Source organism: Streptomyces sp. NPDC001858 (assembly GCF_053594615.1).
In genome coordinates, this window is the sequence record NZ_JBSFEV010000004.1 from 309,234 (window position 1) to 324,134 (window position 14,901).

General features: G+C 73.1%; 12 protein-coding genes. 4 read left to right on the forward strand and 8 right to left on the reverse strand.

Translation table 11 applies throughout. From position 1 onward, the window contains the following. Positions 1–48: 48 nt before the first annotated feature. A complete protein-coding gene (locus ACWCPF_RS08080) occupies positions 49–2,472 on the reverse strand; it encodes an FtsX-like permease family protein (protein WP_451044119.1) in 2,424 nt (807 codons plus the stop codon). Continuing rightward, positions 2,466–3,287, reverse strand: a complete 822-nt coding sequence (locus tag ACWCPF_RS08085; RefSeq protein ID WP_451044120.1) for an ABC transporter ATP-binding protein — start codon at positions 3,285–3,287, stop codon at positions 2,466–2,468. The genes ACWCPF_RS08080 and ACWCPF_RS08085 overlap by 7 nt, the downstream gene beginning before the upstream one ends. 197 nt (positions 3,288–3,484) lie before the next feature. Here ACWCPF_RS08085 and ACWCPF_RS08090 point away from each other — a divergent pair, with 197 nt between their 5' ends. Then, on the forward strand, positions 3,485–4,855 hold the full coding sequence (locus ACWCPF_RS08090) for a sensor histidine kinase (RefSeq protein WP_451044121.1): 1,371 nt from the start codon (positions 3,485–3,487) through the stop codon (positions 4,853–4,855). Beyond that, positions 4,852–5,448: a LuxR C-terminal-related transcriptional regulator gene (locus ACWCPF_RS08095; protein ID WP_451044239.1), complete on the forward strand. Its 597-nt coding sequence runs from the start codon at positions 4,852–4,854 to the stop codon at positions 5,446–5,448. The genes ACWCPF_RS08090 and ACWCPF_RS08095 overlap by 4 nt, the downstream gene beginning before the upstream one ends. Here ACWCPF_RS08095 and ACWCPF_RS08100 read toward each other — a convergent pair. Then, positions 5,438–5,920: a GNAT family N-acetyltransferase gene (locus tag ACWCPF_RS08100; protein ID WP_451044240.1), complete on the reverse strand. Its 483-nt coding sequence runs from the start codon at positions 5,918–5,920 to the stop codon at positions 5,438–5,440. The genes ACWCPF_RS08095 and ACWCPF_RS08100 overlap by 11 nt on opposite strands. 78 nt (positions 5,921–5,998) lie before the next feature. On the opposite strand from ACWCPF_RS08100, the gene ACWCPF_RS08105 reads away from it, so the two are divergent. After that, complete coding sequence (locus ACWCPF_RS08105) at positions 5,999–6,802, forward strand: exodeoxyribonuclease III (protein WP_451044122.1); 804 nt, start codon at positions 5,999–6,001, stop codon at positions 6,800–6,802. A gap of 176 nt (positions 6,803–6,978) precedes the next feature. On the opposite strand, the gene ACWCPF_RS08110 is transcribed toward ACWCPF_RS08105, so the two are convergent. The 4 genes from ACWCPF_RS08110 to ACWCPF_RS08125 form a co-directional block, all read right to left on the reverse strand. Further along, on the reverse strand, positions 6,979–7,245 hold the full coding sequence (locus tag ACWCPF_RS08110) for a hypothetical protein (RefSeq protein ID WP_451044123.1): 267 nt from the start codon (positions 7,243–7,245) through the stop codon (positions 6,979–6,981). A gap of 92 nt (positions 7,246–7,337) precedes the next feature. After that, positions 7,338–8,234, reverse strand: coding sequence for an SDR family oxidoreductase (locus ACWCPF_RS08115; RefSeq protein WP_451044124.1), 897 nt, complete (start codon positions 8,232–8,234; stop codon positions 7,338–7,340). Next, entirely contained in the window at positions 8,231–9,130 is a 900-nt protein-coding gene (locus ACWCPF_RS08120) for an alpha/beta fold hydrolase (protein ID WP_451044125.1), read from the reverse strand. The genes ACWCPF_RS08115 and ACWCPF_RS08120 overlap by 4 nt, the downstream gene beginning before the upstream one ends. Further along, entirely contained in the window at positions 9,127–10,656 is a 1,530-nt protein-coding gene (locus tag ACWCPF_RS08125) for a flavin-containing monooxygenase (RefSeq protein WP_451044126.1), read from the reverse strand. The genes ACWCPF_RS08120 and ACWCPF_RS08125 overlap by 4 nt, the downstream gene beginning before the upstream one ends. Before the next feature lie 172 nt (positions 10,657–10,828). Here ACWCPF_RS08125 and ACWCPF_RS08130 point away from each other — a divergent pair, with 172 nt between their 5' ends. Continuing rightward, on the forward strand, positions 10,829–11,476 hold the full coding sequence (locus tag ACWCPF_RS08130; protein ID WP_451044127.1) for a MerR family transcriptional regulator: 648 nt from the start codon (positions 10,829–10,831) through the stop codon (positions 11,474–11,476). 1 nt (position 11,477) lies between these two features. Here the strand turns inward: ACWCPF_RS08130 and ACWCPF_RS08135 are convergent, their stop codons facing one another. Further along, entirely contained in the window at positions 11,478–14,771 is a 3,294-nt protein-coding gene (locus tag ACWCPF_RS08135; protein WP_451044128.1) for a S41 family peptidase, read from the reverse strand. Between the last annotated feature and the right edge of the window lie 130 nt (positions 14,772–14,901).

Sequence of the window (14,901 nt, forward strand, 5' to 3'; positions counted from 1 at the left end):
CCGACGGGGGCTCTATCGTGTTTGGGGGCCCGGTTCCCGGGCCGGGGGTCATGTTCTTTTGGGGCGCAGGGACAGTGTTGTTGATGTGAGTGTCGTGGCCGTCGCGAGCAGGGTGCAGGCTGTCGTTGTCCAGGCGAGGGTCGGCCAGGGCAGGACCGGTGGGGTCGGGGCCGCGAGCAGGTGCAGTGCGGTGGTCAGGCCGGCGAGGTTGACGGCTGTGACCAGGAGGCCGAGCAGGGCGCCCAGGGTGACGACCGTCAGGGTCTCCGCGGTGGCCTGGCGCAGGATCTGGGCGGTGGTGGCGCCGGCCAGGCGCAGGGCCGTCAGGTCGGGGCGGCGGTCGGCGGTCGCCATCATCAGGGTGTTGGCGAGCGAGATGCCGGTGTAGAGGAGCGCGACGCCCAGGACGAGGAGCACGCCCAGGCGGGTGGTCCGGTTGGTCTCGGGGTAAGTGGCGCGAACCCACTGGGCCTTGTCCATCACCCTCACCCCGTCCACGGCCCGGAGCCGCGCCGACACCGTGGCCTTGTCGGCGCCCGCACGCACGCGTACGTCGACCCGGCTCACGTCCGCTCCGCCCGCGTTGGCCGGGGTGACGTACGCGCCGTTGTCCCCGGTGCCGGTGGCCAGTACGGCGGCGATGCGGAGGGTCTTCGGGGTGCCGTCGCCGAGCCATACCCGCACCCGCTCTCCCACGCGGTGGTGTGCCCACTCCTCCGTCACGACGATCGAGTCGTCGTCGAGGTCCGTGAGACGGCCGGCCGTCACGGGCAGGTCCGTGGTGGCGATGAGCCGTGCAGGATCCGCCGCCCTTGCCTCCGACTTCACCAGGGCCACGCCGTCCTCGACGGTGTAGACCGTGGCGGAGGACACCGTGCAGACGATCGCGTCGGGAAGCTGCCGTAGGCGGTCGACTTCCGCCGTCCCCAGCGCCGTTGCGGTCTCGGTGTTCGGAGTCAGTACGAAGTCGGCGGTCGTCTGGCGGGCCACCTCCGCCGCCCTCGCCTCGTTCAGGGTGGCCGTCGCGCCCAGCAGCGATCCTGCGAGTGCGACCGTGATCAGGACCGGTGCGGCCACGGCGGCGGTGCGGCGGACCCCGGTGACGGCGTTCGCACGGACCAACAGGCCCGTCGTGCCCGGCAGTCGCGGCACCAGGGGGCGCACCAGCGCGGGGGAGAGCAGTGCCACCGCCGTGATGAGCAGCATGGGGCGGCTGATGTACGTCTTGCGGTGCAGCAGTTCGCCCGGGTCGGTCAGCAGCGCGTACGCCAGGGTCGCCACCGCCGTCAGCAGCAGCGCCGTACCGCACAGAAACCGGCCGCGGGTCAGGGCGCGGCCGTCGGCCGAGGCCTCGCGCAGCGCCTGGGCCGGGGCGGTCCGGCCGGCTCGCCGGGACGCGGCGACCGCGCCGCCGAGGGCGACCAGCAGGCCTGTCCAGAAGGCCAGGTGGTACGGCCAGGTCCCGGCGTCGCCGCCGCCGATCGCGTACCAGTCCGGGGCCAGTCCGCCGTCGACGACCAGTTCGGCCAGGAGCGGGGCGGCGTACGCGCCGAGCGCGCAGCCCGTCGCCGCCGCGAGGGCGCCGATGAGCAGGGCCTCCGTCAGGACCGTCCGCCGGATCTGGCCCGGGGTGGCGCCGGCGGTGCGCAGCAGTCCGAACTCGCGGCGTCGGCGGTCCACCGCGAAGGCGAAGGTGGAGGCCACGACGAACACGGAGACGAAGGCGGTCACGCCGCCGGCCGTGCCGAACAGGGCGTTCAGCGCGGTCAGGGCCTCGGCGTCCCGGCCGGGGTCGGCGTCGGCCAGCCGACGGTCGTCCCCGGTGAGGACGCGGACGTCGTCGCCCACGGCCGCCCGGACGGCCGCCTCGTCGGTCGTCTCCACCACCGACTGGTGGGAGACGGGGGCCAGTCGGGCGGCCTGTGCGTCCGTGTAGAACAGGGCGTTCTCGAAGCGGGCGGGGGCGGCTGCCGTTCCCACCACCGTCAACTCCCCTGTGGTGGTGCGGAGTCGGGTGCCGATGGTCGTCGTCCAGTCTCCGGATGCCACCACCTCGTCCGCCGCCTCGGGCGGTCGGCCCGTGGTCAGGCGGTACGGGGCGAAGCGGGCCGTCGACCAGGGGTGGCCGACCAGGTCGTCGGGGGCGCCCTCCGCCGTGACGGGGAAGGAGCGGTCCTCGGTGACCGGACCCAGGGCGCGCAGGGCGGCGACGGTCGTGGCGGGCACCGGGCGGGGGCGCGGCAGCGGGGCCGTCCGCTCGCCGGTCCGCGTCGCTACCCGCAGCGTGTCCTGACCCTTGACCACCACCGGCGCCGCCGCGAAACGCTCCGGGGCGCGCGTGGGCGCGTTCTGCGACGCGGCCAGCGCCTGCCCCATGACGGTGAGCAGCGCGACGCCGAGCGCGAGGGCGACGAAACTGCCGACGAAGGCGGCCCACCGGGCCCGCAGGGAGCGCAGCGTGACGCTCAGCATGCGGCACTCTCCAGTCCCGCCATGCGCGCTGCGATCGTCTCGGCGAAGGCGTTCCCGCCTACACGCGCGCGTGCGCCCGCGTCGGTGAGTTCGGCGTGGACGCGGCCGTCCACCAGGAAGACCACCCGGTCCGCGTAGGAGGCGGCGAGCGGGTCGTGGGTGACCATGACGACCGTCTGGCCGGTCTCGTCGACCATGGAGCGCAGCAGGGTGAGCACCTCGCGGCCGGTCGTGGAGTCCAGCGCGCCGGTCGGCTCGTCGCCGAACAGGACCTCCGGGCGGGTGATCAGGGCGCGGGCCAGGGCGACGCGCTGTTGCTGGCCGCCGGAGAGCTGGGCGGGGCGGTGGCCGGCCCGGTCGGCGAGTCCGACCTGGCGCAGGGCCTCGCGGACCCGCGCCTTCGACGGGCGGCGGCCCGCCAGCCGCAGCGGGAGGGCGACGTTCTGCTCGGCGGTGAGGGCGGGCAGCAGGTTGAACGCCTGGAAGACGAAGCCGATCCGCTCGCGGCGCAGCAGCGTCAGCCGTCGCTCGCTCAGCCCGGTCAGCTCGGTCCCACCGATCCGCACCGAGCCCGAGGTCGGCCGGTCGAGTCCGGCGGCGCACTGGAGCAGCGTCGACTTGCCCGAGCCGGACGGCCCCATGACAGCGGTGAAGGAGCCGCGGGGGAGGGCGAGGGTGACGTCGTCCAGTGCGGTCACGCCGGTGCCGGTGCCGGTGCCGGTGCCGGTGCCGGTGCCGGTGGCGTTGCCGGCGGTGCCGTATCGCCTGCTGACGGACGTTAGTTGGACGGTGGGTGCGGTCGTGGCTGCGGTCATGGCTCAACGAAACCGTGTGCCGCCCCGTCCGGTCTGTCGGGCAGGGACGAGACCTGGGGTAGGGCTGGGCATACCCCTAAGGCTCGGGCCAGAGGGATGGCCGGGCCGTCGGCCGCGCTCGTACGGTGATCCGTATGCATCCTTTGCATTGCCTGCCTTCCTCGCCTCCTCCGCCTCCCCGGAACGTGTGGCAGGCGTTGTCCCGGCCGGGTTATCTGCTGTCGCCGTGGCCCTGGCGGGCCGTCGCGTATCTGTTGACGGGGGCCGTCGGCGGGGCGGTCGTGCTGGTGGGGCTCGTGCTGTGGGTGGCCGTCGGCGGGATCCTCGCGATCGTGCTCGTGGGACTGCCGCTGCTTGCGGTCACCGTGCTCGCCGGGCTGCCCGTGGGCGCGCTGGAGCGGCGCAGGCTCCGGTGGATCGACGGGGAGCCCGCGCCCGGCGCACATGTCGAGCTCCGTACGCCCGGCGTGCGCGCCTGGCTCACCACCCGGCTGCGCGACCGCGCGACCTGGCGCGAGCTGGGCCACACACTCCTCGCCGCCTGCCTCCTCTGGCCGGCCGAGGCGGTCCTGCTCACCGTCGCCCTGGTCCTGCCGCTGGCGATGGCCGCGACCCCGCTGTTGCTGGCGACGGTCGGCGGCGGGCGGGAGGTGCGGGTGGTGAAGCTGTGGACGGTCACCGGTCAGCCCGCCGCGTTCGGCTCCGCCGTGCTGGGCGTGCTGCTGCTGGCGGGCGGCGCCTACGTCCTCGGCGCCGCCGCCGGGGCGCGGGCCGCGCTGACCCGTCGGCTGGTCGCCCCGCGCGACGGCGGCCAGGAGGCCAGGGTCGTCGAACTGACGCGGTCCCGGGCGCGGTTGGTCGACGCCTTCGAGGCGGAGCGGCGCCGCATCGAACGCGATCTGCACGACGGCGCCCAGCAGCGTCTCGTCGCCCTCAGCATGGCCCTGGGCCTGGCCCGGCTCGACGCCCCGCCCGGCGGACCGCTCGCCGAGCAGCTCGCGCGCGCCCAGGACGAGGCGGGCGCGGTCCTCGCCGAGCTGCGCGAGCTGATCCACGGCATCCACCCCAAGGTGCTCGCCGACCACGGCCTGGCGGCGGCCGTCGCCGACGCGGCCGACCGGTCGCCGGTCCCGGTGGACGTGGCGTGCGAATTGCCCGGGGCGGCCCGGTTGCCGCAGGCGGTGGAGGCCGCCGCCCACTTCGTGGTCCGCGAGGCGCTGGCCAACGTGGCCCGGCACAGCGGGGCGGCACGCGCACGCGTGCGCGTAGAGCACCGCGACGGCCGGCTGCTCGTGCTGGAGGTGTCCGACGACGGCGAGGGCGGCGCCGACCAGGCGCGCGGGACCGGGCTCACCGGTCTCGCGGACCGAGTGTCAGTGCTGGATGGAACACTGTCCGTGACCAGCCCGCCCGGCGGACCGACCTTGCTGCGTGTGGAGATCCCTTGCGAGCCGACCCCGACGCCCTCACCGACGTCTCGACCGACGCCCCCACCGACGTCCCCACCGACGAACGAGGACTTCGCGTCGTCCTCGCCGAGGACAGCGTCCTCCTCCGCGACGGCCTGACGGCCCTGCTCACCCGCTTCGGCCATGAGGTCGTCGCGGCGGTCGGCGACGCGTCGGCGCTGCTCACGGCGGTCGCGGCGCATGCGCCCGACGTCGTCGTCACCGACGTCCGGATGCCGCCCGGCTTTCAGGACGAGGGGCTGCACGCGGCGGTGCGGCTGCGCGCCGAGCGGCCCGGGCTGCCGGTGCTCGTCCTCAGCCAGTACGTCCAGCGCGCGTACGCCGCCGAACTGCTCGACTCCGGGGACGGCAGCGGCGTCGGCTATCTGCTCAAGGACCGCGTCGGCCAGGTCGAGGAGTTCGTGGACGCCCTGCGCGCGGTCGCGGCCGGCGGCACGGTCGTCGACCCCGAGGTCGTACGACAACTGCTGCGTCGGCGCCGCGATCCGCTGGCCCGGCTGACCCCGCGTGAGCGGGAGGTGCTGGCGCTGGTCGCGGAGGGGAAGTCCAACGGGGCGATAGCCAGGGCGCTGGTGGTGTCGGAGGCGGCCGTCGGCAAGCACATCGGCGGCATCCTCACGAAGCTGGATCTGCCCCCGGCCGACGACACCCACCGCCGGGTGCTCGCCGTACTGGCCTACCTCAGAAGCTGAGGGGCTTCGCGAAGCAGCGGCTGGAGTCGTACTCGCGGTAGTAGCCGAACTTCGTGCACGGCTCGTACCCGGTGGCCGTGTACAGGCTGATGGCCTCGGGCTGCTCCGAGCCGGTCTCCAGCACCATCCGGATCCGGCCGGCCGCCCGCGCGTCCGCCTCCAACTCGGTCAGCATCCGCCGCGCCAGACCCCGGCCGCGCATGTCCCGCACGACGAACATCCGCTTCAGCTCGGCGTCGCCGTCCTGGTTGCCCTCGCCGTTCTCGTCCTGGCTGCGCCAGCCGCCGGTGGCCACGGGGCGGTCGGTCGCGTCGTAGGCGATGAGGTACACCCCGCGCGGCGGGAGGAAGTCGGACGGTTCCAGGACGGTGGCGTCGCCGCCGTCGCCGTAGCGCTCGTGATACTCGGCCTGGACCTCGTCGTTGAGCTTGACCGCGTCGGGGTGGTCGAAGGGAACCCGGCGTATATTCATGTCACTCACGGTATATTTGTACACCCATTCTGAACGTCGGCAACCGGACCTCGTCCAGTGTGCCGGTATCGTGCCCGGGTGCTGACCGTGACCTCCGTGAACGTGAATGGACTGCGTGCCGCCGCGAAGAAGGGCTTCGCCGAGTGGCTCGCGGACACCTCCGCCGATGTGCTGTGCCTCCAGGAGGTGCGTGCCGAGCCCGAGCAGCTGCCGGAGGCGGTCCGGGCGCCCGAGGGCTGGCATGTCACCCACGCCCCGGCCGCCGCGAAGGGCCGGGCCGGCGTCTCCCTCTACACCCGCCGCGAACCGGACGCCGTCCGGATCGGCTTCGGCTCGGCCGAGTTCGACGGCAGCGGCCGCTATGTCGAGGCCGACCTGCCCGGTGTGACGGTCGCCTCCCTCTACCTGCCCTCGGGCGAGGTCGGCACGGACCGGCAGGACGAGAAGGTCCGCTTCATGACCGAGTTCCTGGCCTACCTCAAGGAGTTGCGCGTCCGCGCCGCCGCCGACGGCCGCGAGGTCCTGGTCTGCGGCGACTGGAACATCGCCCACCAGCAGGCCGATCTGAAGAACTGGCGCGCCAACCAGAAGAACTCCGGCTTCCTGCCGGAGGAGCGGGACTGGCTGGGCCGGGTCCTGGCGGCGACGGACGGCGGTTACGTCGACGTCGTGCGCGCGCTGCATCCGGACGTGGAGGGGCCGTACACCTGGTGGTCGTACCGGGGGCGGGCATTTGACAACGACTCAGGTTGGCGGATCGACCTGGCCGTCGCGTCGCCCGGACTGGCGGCGCGCGCCCTCAAGGCGGTCGTGGAGCGGGCGGCCACGCATGCTGAGCGCTGGTCCGACCACGCCCCGGTCACCGTGACCTTCGGCAACTGACGGAAACCCGAAGCCGCACGAACCCGAAGCCGCACGAACCCGCAGCCGCACGAACCCGAGCCACGCGCACCCGAAGCCGCACGAACCGGAACGAACTCAGGGCGCCCTCCAAGAAGAAGGGCGCCCTGAATCATGGCGTCATCGGCAGAAGCCGACGAGTGGGGCTGTGACGACGACTACATGTCGTAGTCGTGGTTCAGCCGGTCCTCCTGCTCGCGCCGCATCCGCTCCGCGTCGCCCTCGCCGGGTCGCGCACCGGGTCGTGCCGCGCCCGGTCGCACACCCTGACGCTCGCCGGGGCGCGCTCCCGGACGCTCTCCCGGACGCTCGCCGGGGCGCTGCTTGCCGTGCTGCTGAGCGTGCTCCTTGGCCTGCTCGGCCTTCTGCTTGGCCTGCTGCTTCCACTGCTCGGACTGGTCCTGGAACTTGTCCTTCATACCCATGTGGGTTCACTCCTGTGGGAGATGAGGGGGGTTGGGGCCCCGTGGTGGGGCCTCGACCAGATTCACATGGGCGGTCACGCCGCGCATGTCGATCAACTACGCTGCGTAGTCCCCGTGCTCCGGGCCTGTTCGTCGGCGGAGCCGCCCGCGCCCATCAGCCCCGTCCGAATGCCCTGCAGCCTGGGCGCGAACCGTTTCATCTCCCGCGCGCCGACCGTCCCGACGATCCCGGGCAGGTAGCCGCGCACGCCCTGCATGCCCCGCAGCCACCACTGTCCGTACACATGCGAGGAGCGCCGTTCGATGCCGGCCACGATGCGGTCGACGGCCGGGCCGAGCGGGTACGTCTTGTTCGACGGCCAGGGCAGCCGCTGCCTCAACTCCCGCATCACCGCGTCCTGATCGGCCCCGCGCACCATGTCCGTGTCGGTCCAGGACAGGTAGCCGACGCCGACCCGGACGCCCTGGTACGCGACTTCGGCGCGCAGACTGTGCGCGTACGCCTCCACGCCCGACTTGGACGCGCAGTACGCGGTCATCATCGGCGCCGGGGTGATCGCGGCGAGCGAGGCGATCTGGAGCAGGTAGCCGCGGCTCTCCTTCAGCAGCGGCAGGAACGCGCGGGCGGTGACCGCCGAGCCGATCAGGTTGACCTCGATGACCCGCCGCCACGACTCGGGGTCGGAGTCGGCGAAGGGCCCGCCGGACGCGACACCCGCGTTGGCGACCACGATGTCCACCTTGCCGAAGCGCTCCTTCACCTCCGCCGCGACCCGCGCCATCGCCTCGTGGTCGGTGACGTCGGCGTACCAGTGGGCGCTGTCGCCGTGCAGGCGCTCGGAGACCTGCTTGAGCGCGTCCGGCTCCAGGCCGACCAGGGCGACCTTCGCCCCGCGCGCGGAGAGCTTGCGGGCGAGCAGTTCGCCCACGCCCCGCGCGGCCCCGGTGACGACGGCCACCTGCCCTTCCAGACCGGCCCTGCCGCTCATGCGCCCTCCTTCAACTGTGCGTACTGGGTGACGAGTTCCCGGATCCTGCGGTTGACCAGGTCGGGCGCCTCGACCGGCGTCATATGGCCGAGACCGGGCAGTTCGGTGACCCCGAGCGAGAGGGGCAGGGCCGCGGCGATGCGGTGGGCGTGGACCGGCGGGGTCAGCCGGTCGCCGGTGCCGACCAGCACCGCCGTCGGCACCCGCAACTCCCGTACCGAGTGGTCGAGATCGAGCAGGCTCAGCACCTGCGACCAGGCGTGGCGCACCTTGCGCGGACAGGCGTGCACGATCCGGGCGCAGGCGTCCACCAGGTGCGGGGCCGAACCGGCGCCCATGGTCGCGTACTTCAGGATCCGCCTGGCGAGCGGCGTGACCGGCCCGAGCGGCGCCCGCGACCCGAGGACGCGCCGGGTCAGCCAGGTCCGCAGCCGACCCGGCCGCAGCGGGACGACGGTGGACTCGGCGACCAGCCGCGAGGCGCCGGTGCTGCACAGCAGGACGGCCACCGCGTGCTCCCGGAACCCGCCCCTGGCGGCCGCCGCCAGCACCGTCATGCCGCCCATGGAGTGACCGGCGATCACGGCCTTCTCCCCGGGCGCGAGCGTCGCGTCGAGGACGGCTTCCAGGTCGTCGGCGAGCGCGTCCGTGCTGCACACCGGGCTCGCCGGGGTGCGGCCGTGGCCGCGCTGGTCGTAGGCGATGACGCGGTGGTCGACGGCGAGATCGCGGATCTGCGCCGCCCAGAAGGCCGTCGAGCAGGTCCAGCCGTGCGCGAGGACGACGGCCGGCGCGGCCTCGGGAGCGTGTTCGGGGCCGCGTTCGGGGCCGTGGATCTCGACGTGCAGCGGGGTGCCGTCGGCGGAGACGGCGGTGAGCTCGCGGTAGCCCGTCACGACGCCGTCACCTCGTCCCGATCGCCGTCCGTCCCGGCATCCGTCACGGCCGGGACCGCGGGGGCCCGCAGGACCTCGTACTCCGCGAGGTTCACGCGTCGCGTGGCCCTGCGGAACTCGGCGGTGGTGCCCGGCCAGACGGTGGTGTTGCGGCCGCTCGCGTCCAGGTACCAGCTGGTGCAGCCGCCCGTGTTCCACACCGTGCGCTTCATCCGCTCCTGCACCCGGCGGTTCCAGGCGTGCACGGCGCTCGGCCGGGCGTCCAGCGCCGCGCGCCCGCCCAGGACGTCCAACTGCCGCAGGAAGTCGGCCATGTAGTTCAGCTGGGACTCGATCATCAGGATCATGGAGGAGTTCCCGAGGCCGGTGTTGGGGCCGATGATCGTCATCCAGTTGGGGAAGCCGGCGGCGGAGGCGCCGCGCAGGGCCTCCATGCCGTCCTTCCAGCTCTCGGCGAGGGTCCGCCCGTCGGCGTCCACCACCCGGTCGGTGATCGGCATGTCGGTGACATGGAACCCGGTGCCGAAGACGATCGTGTCGACCTCGGCCTCGCTGCCGTCCGCCGCGACCAGCGTGGACCCCCGGATCTCGCTCAGCCCGCTCGCCACGAGGTCGACGTTGGGCTGCGCGAGGGCCGGATAGTAGGCGCTGGAGAGCAGGATCCGCTTGCAGCCGATGCGGTAGTCGGGGGTGAGCTTGGCGCGCAGCGCCGGATCCTTGATGGCGCGGGCCATGTTCTGCTTCGCGATCTGCTCGACCAGGCCGAGTTCGTTCGGATGCTTGGTGAACGCCTGGACCTGGAGTTCCCGCAGCCCCCACAGGAGCCCGCGGCGCAGCTGGGCGGTGACGGGCAGGGCGCGGTGCAGGGCGCGTTCGGCGCCGCTGATGGCCCGGTCGACGCGGGGCATCACCCAGGGCGGGGTGCGCTGGAAGAGCGTCAGCCGGGAGACGTCGGGCTGGATGGCCGGCACGATCTGGATCGCGGACGCGCCCGTGCCGACCATGGCGACCCGCTCGCCGCGCAGATCGTGATCGTGGTCCCACCGGGCGGAGTGGAAGACCTTGCCGGGGAACGAGTCGAGCCCGGGGATCTCCGGGACCTTGGGATCGGACAGCGGCCCCGTGGCCGACACGACCACATCGGCGAGGTACCGGCGCCCGCCGCTCGTCTCGATGTCCCAGCGCAGCTCCCGCGGGTCCCAGGTCATCCGCAGCACCTCGGAGTCGAGACGCAGATGCGGCCGGAGCCGGAAGACGTCCGCGACGTGCTCCAGATAGGCGCGGATGTGCTCCTGCCCGGAGAACGTGCGCGGCCAGTCCGGGTTGGGCGCGAAGGAGAAGGAGTACAGGTGGGAGGGCACGTCGCAGGCGCACCCCGGGTAGCTGTTGTCGCGCCAGGCCCCGCCGACGCTGCTCGCCCGTTCCAGGACGACGAAGTCGGTGATCCCCTCGCGGCGCAGCCGCACGGCGGCTCCCAGCCCACCGAAGCCGGATCCGATCACCGCCACCCGTACGTGTTCGGTCATCCCGACGCCTCCTAGCCGTGCATGCGACTCTACGGACCTTGCGACCTTGCGACCTTGCTGCCTTGCGACTGCGCCAGTGAACACTGGCGCAATGGGAGCGTAGAGCAGCTCCGTACCGATGGGTAGGGCCGGGAGAGGGAGAGTTACCGGCGGTAGAACATAGGCTTCGCCCGTGACGGAGAAGCGGGAGTACCGGACGGAGGAGCTGGCCGGGGAGGCCGGCATCACGGTGCGCACCCTGCGCTTCTACCGCGAACGCAAACTGCTCGCGCCGCCCCGCCGCGAGGGCCGCATCGCCTGGTACGACGACCATCATCTGGCCCGGCTGCGCACGATCGCGGCGCTGCTGGAGCGCGGTCACACCCTCAACGGCATCGCGGAGCTGGCCGACGCCCTCGACCACGGCCGGGACGTCGCCGACCTCCTCGGCGTCGGCGGACCCACCGAGGAGGAACCGGTCCGGCTCACCCCCGAGGAGCTCGCCGCCCGCTTCGAGGGCCAGGTCACCCCGGAGAACCTCGCCGCCGCCCTCGACCTCGGCTATCTGGGCACGGACGGCGACGAGATCGTCCACATCAGCCGACGGCTGCTGGACGTCTCCGCCGCCCTGGTCCGCGAGGGCATCCCGCTCGCCGAGGTTCTGGCGGCCGGCGTGCGCGTGCGCGAACACGCCGACGCCCTCGCCGACCTCTTCACCGCCCTGATCCTGCGCCATGCGAGCGAGGACGACCTGCCTCGCCTGCGCCCTCTGGCCACCAGCGTGATGGACGCGGAACTGTCGCTGGCGCTGGACCGACGCTTGCGCGAGCAACGCCAGTAGCTCAAGGAGCAGTCCGCGGCGGCAGCTTCGGGCGGCTGCGGTCCGGGACGTCGGTGTGGTCGGGCGGGGTCGCCGGGGGACTGGTGGCAAGGAGGTCCAGGGCCAGTTGGATCGCGTCGTCGAGCTGGACGTGCCGGCCCTCGGCCCAGTCGAGGGGGGTGCGCAGGACCTCCAGGTCGGGCGTGACGCCCCGGTTCTCCACCGACCAGCCGTACGCGTCGAACCAGGCCGCGTTCATCGGGACGGTGATGACCGTGCCGTCGCCGAGCCGGTGGCGGCCGGTCATGCCGACCACGCCGCCCCAGGTGCGCTGGCCGACCACCGGGCCCAGCTTGAGGAGCTTGAACGCGGCGGTGATCATGTCGCCGTCGGAGGAGGTCGCCTCGTCGGCCAGGGCCACGACCGGGCCGCGCGGCGCGTTCGACGCGTACGACACCGGCTGGGCGTTCCTCGTCAGGTCCCAGCCCAGGATCGTGCGGGTCAGTTTCTCCACCACCAGTTCGCTGATGTGGCCGCCCGCGTTGCCGCGCACGTCCACGATCAGCGCGGGCCGGGACACCTCCATGCGCAGATCGCGGTTGAACTGGGCCCAGCCCGAGCCGCCCATGTCGGGGATGTGCAGATAGCCGCACCGGCCGCCGCTCAACTCCCGTACCACGGCCCGCCGTTTGGCCACCCAGTCCTGGTAGCGCAGGGGCCGTTCGTCGGTCAGGGGGACCACGGCGACGCGGCGGGAGCGGCCCGCCTCGCCCTCCGCGGAAAGAGAGGGGCCCGCAGGGCCTTCCTTGGAAGGGTGGTGGTGGGCGACGGGTCGGGCGAAGGTCAGCTCGACCGTCGTGCCGCCCGATCCGGCGAGGAGGGGGTACGGGCCGGTCACCGGGTCGACCTCGCGGCCGTCGACGTGGGTGAGCACCGCGCCCTCCCGGATCCCGGTCCCGGCCAGCGGCGAACGCGCCTTGGAGTCCGAGGAGTCGCCGGGCAGGATCCGCCGGACGGTCCAACCGCCGTCCCGGTGCACGAAGTTGGCGCCCAGCAGACCCTGGAGGCGCTGATAGTGCGGCGGCCCCTCGCCGCGCCGGGCGGCGGTCACGTACGCGTGGGAGGTGCCCAGCTCGCCCAGCACCTCGCGCAGCAGGTCCGCGAACTCGTCCGGCGAGGCTACCTGTTCGACCAGCGGCCGGTACTGCTCGAGCACCGCGTCCCAGTCGATCCCGCACATCCCCGGGTCCCAGAAGTAGGCGCGGATCAGCCGTCCGGCCTCCTCGTAGGACTGCCGCCACTCGGCGCCCGGGTCCACCTCGTGCAGGATGCGCCGCAGGTCGATCCAGACCGTGGAGTCGAGGTCCCCGGACTCGCCGGCCGGCACCGCGCGCAGCTCGCCCTCGTCGACCAGGACCAGCCGGCTGCCGTCCCCGCTGAGCGCGAAGAAGTCGAGATGGTCGACGAGTTCGGACTTCTTCGCCTTGCTGATGTTGAAGTGTTCGAGGGTGGGCCGCCCACTGGTGTCGTCCGGGTTGGCGAACGTCTCGCCCAGCGCGCCGGAGATCGGCCAGCGCAGCCAGACCAGTCCGCCGCCCGCGACCGGGTACATCGCCGAGTACTTGGACGCCGTCACCGGGAAGGGCGTGACCCGGCTCTCCAGGCCCTCGATCTCGACGGTCACGGTCCCGTCGCCGCCGCCCTCGTCGTCCTCCACCGGGTCCAGGCCCCCGGCCGCCGGCCGGCCCTCCGGGGTGAGGGCGAAGGGGGAGGGGGTCGCCGAGGAGAGCGGCACCAGGTAGGGCCGGCAGCCCAGCGGGAAGGACAGGTCGCCGGTGTGGACGTCGTAGACGGGGTCGAAGCCGCGCCAGGAGAGGAAGGCGAGATAGCGGCCGTCCCGGGTGAACACGGGGTTCTCGTCCTCGAACCGGCCGTTGGTCACGTCCACGATGAGGCGGTCCTTGATGCGGGCCAGCTTGATCTGCCGCAGGGAGCGCCCGATGCCCGGATGCGACCAGGTCAGCCAGCTGCCGTCCGGGGAGAAGGCCAGATCGCGCACGGGTCCGTTGGTCGACGAGATGACCTCGGTGACCGCGCCGTTGGAGTCCTCCGTCGCGTCGATGAGCAGGAGCCGGCCGTCGTGCGCGGCGAGCGCGAGGCGTTCGCCCTGCGGGTCGCAGACCATCTCCAGGACCCGGCCGAGCTCCCCGGAGGCGAGCCTGCGCGGCTCGCGGTCGCCGGTGGCCCGCGGCAGATAGGCGATCTCGACGGCGTCCTCGCCCTCCGCGTCCGTCACATAGGCGACCTGGCCGCCGGAGCCGAGCATCTCCGGCAGCCGCACCCGGACCCCGGGGGTGTCGGTGATCGTCCGGGCGGGGCCGTCGCGGTGGGTCAGCCAGTAGAGGCTGCCGCGGACGACGACGGCGCTCGCCCGTCCGGTCTCGTCGACGGAGATGCCGTCCACGTGCTGGGCGGCCGGGATCTGGTACGGCCGCCGCCCGGCCCGGGGACCGTTCAGCCGGACGTCGAGGCGGCGCGGCTCGGAGCCGGCGGCGAGGTCGTCGACGATCCACAGCTCCCCGGCGCACTGGTACACCACCCGCGTCCCGTCGCTCGACGCGTGCCGGGCGTAGAAGGCGTCGTGGTCGGTGTGCCGGCGCAGGCCGGAGCCGTCGTGGGCGCAGGAGTAGAGGTTGCCGACGCCTTCGTGGTCGGAGAGGAACGCGATCCGCCCGCCGGCGAAGAGGGGGGAGTCCAGGTGGCCGTCGAGGCCTTCGAGGAGCCGCTGCCCGTGCAGCCACAGCCGGCCGGTGGCGCCGCCGCGGTACCGCTTCCAGGCGGCCGGCTCATGCGGTGGGGTGCCGGTGAGCAGGAGGCTCTTGCGCTCGCCGTCGAGGTCGGCGACCTGGAGGTCGGAGACCGGGCCCCAGGGGAGTTTGCGGCCGGGGCAGCCGTCGGTGGCGACCTTGTAGGCCCAGGTGAAGTAAGAGAAGGGCTCGCCGTGGGAGGCGACGGCGAGGATGTCGCCCTCCGGCGTCCAGCCGCAGACCCGGGTGTCGGAGCTGCCCCAGTAGGTCAGCCGCCGGCCCGGCCCGCCGTCGACCGGCACCAGGTGGATCTCGGGGACGAGACTGCGCCAGCTCGTGTACGCGATCCGGCGGCCGTCGGGGGAGAAGCGGGGGTGTCCGGCCTTCGTCCGGTCGACGGTGAGCCGCCAGGCGCGGCCCGGTTCGTCGAGAGGGGCCAGCCAGAGGTCGTCCTCGGCCACGAAGCACAACAGGTCACCGCTGAGGTGGGGCAGACGCAGATAGCTCACCTCCCCATGCTTTTCCGGGGGATGGACCAGGGCAACTTATGACAGACGCGCGACCTGTGCGCGAGACGGCGGCCGACGTGAGCCAGAGCACCCTCCCCAGGCACGTACGAAACAGTTTCGTTTCGCACGG

What these genes read in the sequence shown, in the direction of transcription:
- ACWCPF_RS08110 (WP_451044123.1), bottom strand. Translation starts at nt 7,245, where the DNA reads ATGGGTATGAAGGACAAGTTCCAGGACCAGTCCGAGCAGTGGAAGCAG.
- ACWCPF_RS08125 (WP_451044126.1), bottom strand. Translation starts at nt 10,656, where the DNA reads ATGACCGAACACGTACGGGTGGCGGTGATCGGATCCGGCTTCGGTGGG.
- ACWCPF_RS08100 (WP_451044240.1), bottom strand. Translation starts at nt 5,920, where the DNA reads ATGAATATACGCCGGGTTCCCTTCGACCACCCCGACGCGGTCAAGCTC.
- ACWCPF_RS08115 (WP_451044124.1), bottom strand. Translation starts at nt 8,234, where the DNA reads ATGAGCGGCAGGGCCGGTCTGGAAGGGCAGGTGGCCGTCGTCACCGGG.
- ACWCPF_RS08085 (WP_451044120.1), bottom strand. Translation starts at nt 3,287, where the DNA reads ATGACCGCAGCCACGACCGCACCCACCGTCCAACTAACGTCCGTCAGC.
- ACWCPF_RS08080 (WP_451044119.1), bottom strand. Translation starts at nt 2,472, where the DNA reads ATGCTGAGCGTCACGCTGCGCTCCCTGCGGGCCCGGTGGGCCGCCTTC.